The following is a 10,520-nucleotide window of genomic DNA, read 5'->3' as shown; positions in this document are numbered from 1 at the left end:
CGCCACCCTCTCCATTACTCAAGACAAGCAGTTTCGGATGCAGTTCCTAGGTTGAGCCCAGGGATTTCACAACCGACTTGCGAGTCCGCCTACACGCGCTTTACGCCCAGTAAATCCGAGCAACGTTTGCACCCTCTGTATTACCGCGGCTGCTGGCACAGAGTTAGCCGGTGCTTGCTAAGGAGGTACCGTCAAGGCGCACCCATTTCCTGATGCGCTGTTTCGTCTCTCCCCACAGTGCTTTACGACCCGAAGGCCTTCATCACACACGCGGCGTGGCTGGGTCAGGCTTGCGCCCATTGCCCAATATTCCTCACTGCTGCCTCCCGTAGGAGTCTGGCCCGTGTTCCAGTGCCAGTGTGGCTGATCATCCTCTCAGACCAGCTACCCGTCTTCGCCTTGGTAAGCCATTACCTTACCAACAAGCTGATGGGACGCAGGCTCGTCCTCTGGTGGTGCTTTGAGGCACCTTTAACCACTTTCACCGTAGTGAGCGTGGTCTTACGCGGTATTAGCATTCCTTTCGGAATGTTGTCCCCCGCCAGAGGGTGGATTACCTACGCGTTCCTCACCCGTGCGCCACTTTAATAACTCCCGAAGGAGCGTTCTCGTTCGACTTGCATGTGTTAGGCCCGCCGCTAACGTTCGCTCTGAGCCAGGATCAAACTCTCCAGTTGAACTGTTGAGCTGGTTATCCTGCTGAGTTCTGGCGCTCCCGCCAGACGCTCAAGAGCATCACATTTGATTATTGCGTGTTGCTCTCGGATGCGGCCTCCAATCGAAATTGGGACCGCTTTTTTGAATTGACCCTAGTCGTACGTTTTGTTGCACGACTCGGGACCCGAGTACGTAACTATTGATTCCGATTCAGTTTTCAAAGATCGATCGGCGGAATGCCCGCAGACCCCCTGCAAAGGGACGCCGAAGTTAGCGCGGAACCGGGGTCGGTCAAGCGGGAATGTCCACTTTCCTGGTCCCCTGCTAACAAACTGAAATCAAAGCGTTTTGTCCGCATAAATCCGGCCAATTTCTCGGATTTGACCCCAGCATCTGGTCAAAGAGGGTTTCGATCCCGATCGATCGCGACCAGAAGATGCCCGTCGACGTCGTCGGTGGCGGGGTCGGCGATCCAGGGGCTGAGGCATTCCCGATCGAGCACGCAGGCGTCGGTGAGCGTTTCTAGGAACGCCACGAGGTCTTCGACGTCTTGGTCGGTGAGCTCGATCGGCGCTCGGAGCGACTCGATCCCTCTGCCCGAAACTTCGAGGAAGTCGAGCATCTCTTGTGTGTTGCGGTCGAAGTCTTCGGACGCGGCGAAAGCCACGGTCGACGGATCGAAGCTGTTGATGGCGCCCAGCGGATCCAAATGATGGCGCACGACGTCGGCGAGATTGTCGTAGGTGCCTGCGTGCAGGTACGGGCCGGTCGCCGAAACGTTCAAGAGCGACGGCGTACGAAAGGAGAAGCGGTAGTTGCGGTCGTCGTTTTCGCGTGCGCGCCCGTGGTCGTTCGTGCCCAAAAAGCCGTCGCCCTTGCCGCGACCGACTTGCGGCGCGCAGATCGAATGGAAGTCTTCGTCCGTGAAGAAATCGCCTGAATGACAGCTTGCACAGTCAGCGCCGCCGTCTTCGCGCGTGCCAAGAAACAAGATCCCGCCGCGCTTCGCCGGCTCCCCGATCGCATCATGGTTACCCTCGACGTACGCGCGCCAGGGCGTGTCCGTGAATACCTGCGAATCTTCATAAGCCGCGATCGCTTCCGCGATGCGCGGGTAAGTGATTTCCGAAGAGCCGAACGCTGCTTCGAACTCTGCGTCCCAGCGTCCGTCTTCCGCCAGCCGTTGCTCGAGCGCCGTGCGAAGCTCGGCGTTGGTTCCATCGAGCACGAACTCGAAGCCGCGCATCTCGTCGGCCGAAGTCACCGGGAAACGCGCCTGGGCCTCGGAGAGGCTCGCGCCCGAATCGGGATCGGGCGTTCCAAAGTCGCTGTCTGGAGTTCGGGTGCCGCCGTCATCCAGGTTTTCGACACGAGAATCCCAGAACAAGCCCTTTTCCCAGAGCGCGATGTTGAAGGTCGTCGGCGCGTTGCGAGGGACGGTCAGATCGCCGTCCGGATGCGTACGACCGGGTCCGAGCAAGTCGGGGTCGTCCGCGCCAACGCCGATCGACATCGGCAGGCCATCTCCGCCGCCGAGCGCCGGGTGATGACAGGTCACGCAGGCGGAATCGCGATCGCCGCCGAGGCTCTTGCTGAAGAAAAGCTTGCGTCCCAGCTGCGCCGGCGGCTCATCGATGCTTGGGAGCTCGCGACCCAGAGCGGGGTCGCCGCGCAGCCCGTGCTTCTGAATCAAGCCTCGAAGCGCGATGTCGGTTTCGCTCCCGGGGTCAGGCGTCGAGCCGTTGCATGCTCCCAGCCAGATCACGCCCATGCCCAACACGAGCCAAGTCATCATCACGCGCATCGCCACACCGCCTAACTTAAGATCAGACCGGTCCTCATATCACATGGGGGCGAGAGGAGCGGGCTGCACTGCTCCGAAAGGCCCGCGAGTGTTCGAGAGCTCACCGATGGAACCGTAGATCCACTGGAATCGTGCTTATTTGACAATATATTGTCATTTTGACATATTATTGTCATGAAGCCTCAGAACCTCTTTGCGGAGATCGTACTCCTGTTTCAGGCGCTGAGGCAGTGGGGCGAGGCCCTGCATGAGGGCTTGGGGCTGACGGCTTCGACACGGGGAATCCTCGACACGCTCCTTCTCGCGGGGGCGGCGACGGTTCCCCGGATCGCGCGGGAGCGCGGGGCATCGCGTCAACACGTCCAGCAGCTCGTGGACGCGCTCCTCGAGCGCGATCTGGTCGAGCGACACGGGAACCCCAACCACAAGCGATCTTCCCTGATTGCCCTGACAGACAAAGGGCGGGCGCTCGTCGAGAACATGCGGGCCGAAGAGCGCAACGCGATCGGGCGCATTCAAGCCGGCGTTTCAGACCACGCGATCGAGGAGGCGGAGCAGGTGCTCGCGGCATGGCGCACAGCGCTCCAGCACGACACCGAGCGAAGGGCCGCGCGCTTGTAGGAACCGCGACTTGATCGTAAGCCATTCGGCATGGCGCTGATCTACTACGCCATCCCGTTCTTCCTGGTGACCTTGGGCATCGAGCGCTGGCTCGTCCATCGAAAGGATCGACGGGAAGGCGCCGAGGCAAAGCTGGCCGGCTTCACGACGAAGGACTCGTTCGCGAGCCTTTCGATGGGCGTTGGTTTTTTGCTCATCGATACGACGCTCAAGCTTCTGCCGTTTGCAGGCCTCGCGTGGTTCTACCAGTTCCGGCTCTTCGACATCCCTGTGGTCTGGTGGTCTTGGATCCTCCTGCTTTTCGCGGAGGACTTTTGCTACTACTGGTTTCACCGGCTTCATCACGAGGTGCGCATGCTTTGGGCCGCGCACGAGAACCATCATTCGAGCACGCACTACAACCTCACGACGGCGCTTCGGCAATCCTGGACGACTCCCTTCACAGGCTTTCTTTTCTGGGTGCCGCTTCCTTTGCTCGGCTTTCCGATCGAGATGATCATCATTCAGAAGTCGATCAGCTTGCTGTATCAGTACTGGCTCCACACCGAGCTCATCGACCGGCTCGGCTGGTTCGGCGTGGTCTTCAACACGCCTTCACACCACCGCGTCCATCACGGGCGCAACCCGATCTACCTCGACCGAAACCACGCCGGCATCTTCATCATCTGGGACAAGATGTTCGGCACCTTCGAACCTGAAGGAGCGCCGGTTGACTACGGACTCACCAAGAACATCCATACGTACAACCCCGTCCGGATCGCGTTTCACGAATGGAGCTCGATGCTCCAAGATGCGTGGAACGCGAAGAGTTGGCGGGGTCGATTTGGATATCTGGTGATGCCGCCGGGCTGGACCGAGGATGGCCTGGGCAAGACCGCGCCCGTCTTGCGACGGGACTACCTCGCAGCGCAGGCACTAGACCATGGAGCTACCGAAAGTTGACGGTCTGCACGGCGTTGGCAGCCGCCTCATCGATGTCGAAGACGAGCGGCATCGGTTCGTTGCGCAAATAGGGGAAGAGTAGATCTTCGTAGTTTGGCGAATCGATGTCGCCCGATTGTCCACCTGGCAGCTGGATGGTGCAGGTGGGCCCCGCGGCTGACGCCTCGCAGACAAATCGCATCGACGCGCCAGCGGTCTGCACGAAATCGTTGATACCTGGATTCGCAACATCGACCGTGAAGAGCCCGCCGTCGTTCGCGAAAAGTGGGTCGTTGAGTGGCGGATTATTGTAGTCGAGAATTCCAAACGTCGAGACGTCCGCGCTCAGCAAGAGGCCGTGGAGCCTACCCCAGGCCCACCGGGTCTCGTCCGCTCCGAGCTCGCCTTCGAGGAATGCGCCCGCCGCTTGGAGTGCCTCAGACATCACCTGGTACTTGGTCTCGACCTCAGGCTCAGGAGTTCCCGGGTTGTCCCAGTAGACGTCCCCCGCCACGAGCTGAGTGGGGTCTACGACCGAATAGTACATTGCGAAACTTGGGGCTCGGCCTCGGGGCGCGTTCTCATTGTCCTCGATGCGCGCGCGAAGCTCGATGAGCAGCGTGTGGAAGGCGGCGCACCCGGATGCAGCCAAGAGCTCGCCTGAATCAGAGGACAGAGGGGAGTTCTCGGAGTCGGTCCCGTCGAGACCAGTGGGACAGGTGAAATCCCAGTTCTCGAGAGCACTGATGACCTTGGCGCCGCCCAGGCCGGGGGTGGTCTGTCCATCGTTGGCGATCGCCAGGATGCCGGGACGCATTCGCTCACCGATGAGCGAGTGCACGTCACTGACGATTTGGTCCATCGTCGCGCGTGTGTGTTGGTCCCCGATGCCTTCAATCAGGTCAACGATCCGAGAATGCCGGAAACCAGCAGCAGCGGCCACTTGATACGGCGGATGCGGGGTGCCATTGACCAGCGTAGTCGGATCGCCATCGAAGAGCGCACCGGTCATGTCGTTGTTGGCGGTTGCGATGTAGCCCGACTCGGGATTCATCGCTTGTGGAAGCTCCTCGAGCGCGAAGTACTCCTCCCATTCGTAGTCGCCGCTGCCATCGAGGGGAAGCCAGGGAGGAGCGTCGCCAGCGAGGTTGGTGGCCCAAGTGCGCTTTGGTAATCGGTTGTATGGGAACCATCCGATGTTGTTTTGCGAATCGATAACGACCCAGTTCTGCCCGACAGTGGTGCCATTTGAAACAGCCAGCTTCGCCTCTTCGATGTTGGTCGCCATCGCGAGCTCGGCGAACAAATTGATATCCGTGTCGATGTCGTTCCCCGTCCAGCGCAGCGTGACCGCGGTGTTGTTGTCCATGTCGATCTCGCGGACCGGCCCGTGATGAGGCACGAACAAGAGCTCCCGGTCCTCGGTGCTACCGTCACTAAACTCCACGGTGAACGTGCGACGCACAAACGGGACTTCCTCGCCCTTGAACATGACCCCTGTCGCGTTGCCGTCGCCGTCCTTTACCAGCGTTTCGATGTAAAGGTCACTGAAGTCCATGACCGTGGTGGTCGCGCCCCACGCGATGTCCTCGTTGTGCGCGAGGAGGGGCCAGGGGATGCCCGCGAACGTAATGCCAGCCACGTGAATGTCGCCGCGTCCGTGCGTCTTCGCATCCAGGTGTGCCAAGTACCACGTCGCTGGCTGCGTCATTCCCAAGTGTGGGTCGTTCGATAGTAGCGCATTGCCGCCGGTCGTGAGCGAGGGCCCAACGACCCAGTTGTTCGAGCCGATTTGATCGCCAATCGCACCCGACCCGAGGACCAAAGACTCGAGGTCGCCGATTCGCTGGAGTTGCTCATTCAGCTGCCGAATGACGGGTGCGGTGTTGATCCGCTCACGAAGGGTCAGGCGTGCGAGCATCGGCGGAACGGAGAGCTTGTCCGCTGCCGCCAATGCCGGGGATGGAGGGACCCAGTCGGGCGGTGAGATCGCCGAATCCTCCAGGGGTCGCCGGCCCCAGAGGTCTGTGAACTTCGCGTCATCGTTGATCGCTTCGCGAGCGGCGCCCGCGGCGGCCTGAGCCGATGCATCGTTGGTGAGCTCGTTCGCCAGCGCAATGACCGTCGCCACGCTGTCTTGGGGAGTCCAGTCGGGTACATTCTCGGGACCGTAGTCGAAGGCTGGGTCGGTGAACTCGCGAGGAAACGTGGCTCCGTTCTCGCCATTCTTCATGTCCGCGATCCACTTGTTGACGCCGACCGTGTAGGCGTCGAGCATCGCTTTTGCCTTGGGTGTCGCTTGCTCGTAGAGAAACTCTTCGGTAGGTACGCCGTCACGCGTCGAGAACGTCGCGCGGAGGTTCGCGAAGTTGTCTGCCAACAAGCCGGCTAGGGATTTCGGCAAGATGTCAGCAAGTCGCCCCGTCGTGAAACGGCGCCGGAAGTCCATCTGAATGAAGCGATCGAACGCGTGGTAGTACCCCAGCGCCATGGTGCAGTCTTCGTCGGTGGCACAGTCGGCGTTGAAGACGCGGTGTTCGTCGAAGTAGACCGTCGCGTCGGGCGGCCATTCGAGGTCGCCGGTGGTGCCCCCCGCGCCGCTGCTGTCGCTGCTACTGCAACCAACGGTGAAAAGACCAAGCACCAGAAGAAAAAGAGAAAGTCGTCGCATCACGGGCTACCTCGCTGAAACAAGACGGACCGCGACCATAGCCTCTACGTGGCCAAAACCAAACCCTGGACGGCCTCGCCAAGTAAAACGCCGGGTGGATCGGCTGATCCACCCGGCGTGCAGCAAGCAAGTCTCAGCCGCTAGTTGCGCCGATAGCGGCGAATCCCCAAGCCAAAACCAAGCATCAGTAGTAGAAGAGCGCCGCTCGGTCCGCCTTGGCCTGGCGTCCCGACCGTGCAGCCGACGCCGCGCCCGCCTTGAAGAATCAAACGGCCCGTATCCTGCGCTTCGTCGAGGTCTTCCAAGTAGTCCGGAATGCCGTTGCCGTTCTCGTCGCCCGCCTCGTCGCCGTCATCGACGCCATCGCCGTCGCTGTCCGTGTCGAGCCAGTTGACCAGTCCGTCACCGTCCGGGTCGTCGTTGCCGGTCGCGTTCGATCCCGCGATCTCGTCGGCCGTGTCGATGCCGTCGCCGTCATCATCCTCGTCGAGGTAGTTGGGCGTGCCATCGCCATCGGTGTCGTCGTCCGTTGGGTCCGAATCCCCATCGGGGCTCTCGTCTGCGGTGTTGACGCCGTCGCCGTCATCGTCCTCGTCTTCGAAGTCCGGCGTGCCGTCGCCATCGGAGTCCTCACAAGTCGCGGGTTGCGCCGGGTTTCCGGGCGGCGGGCACTCCACGGTGTCGGGAATCCCATCACCGTCGGAATCCGGCACGTCGGCTTCGACGCGGCAGCTGGCGTTGCAGCCATCGCCATCGACCGCATTGCCGTCGTCGCACTCCTCCCAGCCGGAAGCGAGGTCGATCACGCTGACCCTGTCATCGCCGCAAACGTCGAGGTAGTCCGGCCGTCCGTCACCGTCGCTGTCCGAGCAGCCCGCGCCGAAGTCCGGACACTCATCGACGGTCAGAACCCCGTCGTCGTCATCATCGGGATCGAGATAGTCAGGCGTGCCGTCACGGTCCGAGTCCTCGTTCGTCGGGTCATTGTCCCCGTCGTAGTTCTCGTCGGCGGTGTCGATGCCGTCGTCGTCGTCGTCCGGGTCGTTGAAGTTCGGCTCTCCATCACCGTCCGTGTCGGGACAGCCCGAGGGGTCGGCCACTGGGTCGCCCGGTGCCGGACACTCTACGACGTCGGGAATCCCGTCGCCGTCGGTGTCGAGCGGCGTGTTGTCGAGATCGAGGGAGTCAGGCGTGCCGTCGCCGTCGCCGTCGGGGCAACCTGCGCCCGGGTCAGCGCACTCGAAGACGGTATCCACACCGTCACCGTCGTCGTCCGGGTCCTGGAAGTCCGGAATGGTATCCCCATCCGTGTCTTGCGTCTGCGCCTCGGTGCCGCCGTCATCGGTGTCGAACGCGTCGTCGAGGCCGTCACCGTCGGTGTCCACGCCGAGTGGCACCGTGTCTGGGACGCCGTTCATATCCGCATCGTGGCCTTCGACCAGGTCGACGATGCCGTCCCCGTCCGCGTCCTCGTCGAGGTAGTCGGCGCTGCCATCCGAATCCGAATCCGAACAGCTTGCAGGAGCGCTGCACTCCACCGTATCGGTGATTCCGTCCCCGTCGCTGTCGATGTCACGATGGTTTGGAACGCCGTCCCCGTCCGCGTCACACGCGTCGGGATCGACGCCGCATTCGGTCGAGGTGGGAATCCCGTCGTCGTCGTCATCGGGGTCCATGTGATCCGGGTCCCCGTCCCCATCGGTGTCGACGCAGCCAGGCACGTCGCCTGCGCATTCGACCTCGTCAGGAATTCCATCTCCATCGCTGTCGGGAGGAATGGTGTCCGGATCCAGGTGGTCGGGTATGCCATCGGAGTCGCTGTCCGGACATCCGGCAAGCGCATCCGGGCATTCGAAGGCCGTCCCCACACCATCCCCGTCGTCGTCGGAGTCGCTGTAGTCGGGTATGCCATCACCGTCGAAGTCGGGCAGCGGCGCGGGAACGCCACCGGCCATGTCGATGTCGTAGGCGTCGTCGAGCCCGTCCTCGTCTTCATCCATGCCAAGCGGCAGGAAGTCCGGCACGCCGTCGCCATCTGCATCGTGACCTTCGATCGCATCCGGGATGCCGTCGTCATCGGAGTCCGTATCGAGAAAATCGGGGGCGCCGTCGCCGTCTGAATCCGCGCAAGCGGTCGGGTCGGCGCACTCGTCGCGATCCGCGATTCCATCCCCGTCGCTGTCCTGATCGATGTAGTCGGGTCGACCGTCGTCGTCGCGATCCTGACCCGTTGCGCCGATCCCGCCTTGATCGATGTCGAACGCGTCGTCGAGGCCGTCCTCATCGGCATCGACGCCGCTCGGAACCGTTTCGGGCTGCCCATCGCCGTCTCCGTCGAAGGCTTCCACGCGGTCGAGTAGGCCGTCGTTGTCGCTGTCGGCATCCAGGTAGTCCGGAGCGCCGTCCCCATCACTATCCGCGACGGGCGCCACGATTCCGTCCGCGGCGCAGGCTCCGGGCATGCCGGCGCAATCCGCGTCGAAGGCGTCGTCGAGGCCGTCGCCGTCGTCATCGTTGCCCACCGCCACGGAGTCCGCGATGCCGTCCCCATCCGCGTCGTGCGCTTCGGTGGTATCCGGCAGGCCGTCCGCGTCGCTATCCAGGTCCAAGTGGTTCGGCAGGCCATCGCCATCCGCATCCACCTCCGTGGGAAGGGAGTCGCAGATCCCGTCCGGCTCCGCGTCCGCACAGGTCACCTCATCTGGATCCGCGTAATCGGGAACCCCGTCTCCATCTTGGTCCGCGGACCAGTCGGTGCCGCTGCCTTCTTCGGTGTCGGAAATGCCGTCGCCGTCGTCGTCGACATCGACGTCATCACGGATGCCGTCACCATCGCTATCCGGGTAGTCACAGGCATCGTCGTCCGTGCAGACCTGCAGCCCGGGGCAGTCATCGTCCGAGAGACACTCCACGCATGCGCCGCCGGCGACCGAGGTGTCGCAAAGGGCCATCCCCGCCATCGTGCAACCGGTGTCCATCGCGCCGCCGCTCATGTCGTCGAGGCAGAACACACATGTGGTGCCGGCCTCGCCAGTCGCGCCGTTACAAACCGGCAGCGCCGGGTTGGTGCAGCCTTCATCGGCGTTCGCGCCGGCCTGATCGTTCACGCAGGTGACGCATGCACCCGGGCTCGACTGCGACGTATCGCAGACCGGCGCCCCGGCATCCCTACAATCGGTGTCGTCGAAACAGCCCGCGACACAGAGGTTGGTCGCGACGTTGCACGCGTCGCCAAAGGCGCAGTCGGCAGTCTCGGTGCAATCCACACAGACCGGGTTGCTGCCGCTCTCGTCGCAGGCATTGTCGCTGCCCGAGCAGCCGACATCGGTTGCGCCCGAGCCGTCGTCCGCGCAGCCCGCAATGCAGAACGGAAAAACGCCGCTCGCATCGCAGTACGGCGCAACGCCCCCGCAGCCCGCATCAACGGCGATGCCCACCTGGTCATCGAAGCAGACGACGCAGCCCAATCCGCCAGCATCGCATTGGCCGGTCGCGCACTCGGAGCCGAGCGTGCAGCCCGAGCCTTCTTCGAGGAGGCAAATGCTGTTGCAACCGTCGCTGTTGTCCGTGTTGCCATCGTCGCAGGCCTCACCGGCCTCTACGGTGCCGTTTCCGCAGGTGTCGGCCGGCTCGCAGACCGGCGGCGCCTCGTTCAGGTCACAGACACCACTCGCGCAATCCGCTCCCGCAGTGCAGCCCGAGCCATCCTCGACGAGGCAACTCGCATCGCAGCCATCGCCTGTAGCCGTCCCGCCGTCGTCACAGGACTCGCCCCCTTCCACGGTGCCGTTTCCGCAGATTCCGGCCGGCTCACAAACGGGCGGCGCCTCGTTGAGGTCACAGACG

5 protein-coding genes and 1 rRNA gene are annotated in these 10,520 nt (G+C 62.8%); 2 read left to right on the top strand and 4 right to left on the bottom strand.

The features are described 5' to 3' along the window. Together OES25_16635 and OES25_16630 are read right to left on the bottom strand one after the other, a co-directional pair. Positions 1-677, bottom strand: a 16S ribosomal RNA gene (locus OES25_16635); the annotation flags it as partial. Between the two features lie 377 nt (positions 678-1,054). Continuing rightward, the gene (locus OES25_16630) at positions 1,055-2,461 is read right to left on the bottom strand and encodes a cytochrome-c peroxidase (GenBank protein ID MDH3629266.1); all 1,407 of its coding nucleotides are present in this window, start codon (positions 2,459-2,461) and stop codon (positions 1,055-1,057) included. 174 nt (positions 2,462-2,635) lie between these two features. On the opposite strand from OES25_16630, the gene OES25_16625 reads away from it, so the two are divergent. Both OES25_16625 and OES25_16620 read left to right on the top strand, forming a co-directional pair. After that, complete coding sequence (locus tag OES25_16625; GenBank protein MDH3629265.1) at positions 2,636-3,082, top strand: MarR family winged helix-turn-helix transcriptional regulator; 447 nt, start codon at positions 2,636-2,638, stop codon at positions 3,080-3,082. A 30-nt stretch (positions 3,083-3,112) separates the two neighbouring features. Next, positions 3,113-4,024: a sterol desaturase family protein gene (locus tag OES25_16620; GenBank protein ID MDH3629264.1), complete on the top strand. Its 912-nt coding sequence runs from the start codon at positions 3,113-3,115 to the stop codon at positions 4,022-4,024. Here the strand turns inward: OES25_16620 and OES25_16615 are convergent. Continuing rightward, on the bottom strand, positions 4,011-6,674 hold the full coding sequence (locus tag OES25_16615) for a penicillin acylase family protein (GenBank protein ID MDH3629263.1): 2,664 nt from the start codon (positions 6,672-6,674) through the stop codon (positions 4,011-4,013). The genes OES25_16620 and OES25_16615 overlap by 14 nt on opposite strands. Positions 6,675-6,814: 140 nt before the next feature. Then, positions 6,815-10,520 (bottom strand): hypothetical protein (locus tag OES25_16610; GenBank protein ID MDH3629262.1); only part of this gene is annotated, 3,706 nt, incomplete at its 5' end.

It is taken from the genome of Acidobacteriota bacterium, from assembly GCA_029861955.1.
Classification (GTDB): Bacteria; Acidobacteriota; Polarisedimenticolia; order Polarisedimenticolales; family Polarisedimenticolaceae; genus JAOTYK01.
Note: the sequence above shows the minus strand (reverse complement) of the source record. Positions and strands in the feature narration are given on the sequence as shown.

Bases quoted from the DNA above. Each gene is read 5' to 3' on its own strand.
- OES25_16630 (MDH3629266.1), bottom strand. From the start codon at position 2,461: ATGCGCGTGATGATGACTTGGCTCGTGTTGGGCATGGGCGTGATCTGG.
- OES25_16625 (MDH3629265.1), top strand. From the start codon at position 2,636: ATGAAGCCTCAGAACCTCTTTGCGGAGATCGTACTCCTGTTTCAGGCG.
- OES25_16620 (MDH3629264.1), top strand. From the start codon at position 3,113: ATGGCGCTGATCTACTACGCCATCCCGTTCTTCCTGGTGACCTTGGGC.
- OES25_16615 (MDH3629263.1), bottom strand. From the start codon at position 6,674: ATGCGACGACTTTCTCTTTTTCTTCTGGTGCTTGGTCTTTTCACCGTT.